A 240-nucleotide genomic window follows, 5' to 3' on the forward strand; every position below is an offset into this window, starting at 1 on the left:
CTTTAGCAACCGAAAATGTCTTTTGAAACAAACGATCAAACGTAACACCCACTGCATCATGGGTTTTAGCACTATTATAGGCTTGTTTAATTTGCCCTAAAATTTGCGGTTCACCTAACACAAGCGAATCTAAACCGCAGGCAACGCGCATTAAATGGTTAATTGCTTGATTGCCCTCGTGGCAATAAATGTTATTACTCAGTTCCTGTTCATCTAAACCATGGAAACTGGCAAGCCATG

The 240-nt window shown here is 40.4% G+C and carries 1 pseudogene; it reads right to left on the bottom strand.

The features are described 5' to 3' along the window. Positions 1-240, bottom strand: a pseudogene (locus SB756_RS34735) (glutamyl-tRNA reductase); the annotation flags it as partial.

Origin of the sequence: Pseudomonas sp. SIMBA_068 (assembly GCF_046534705.1) — a bacterium.
In the GTDB taxonomy this organism is placed as follows: domain Bacteria; phylum Pseudomonadota; class Gammaproteobacteria; order Pseudomonadales; family Pseudomonadaceae; genus Aquipseudomonas; species Aquipseudomonas putida.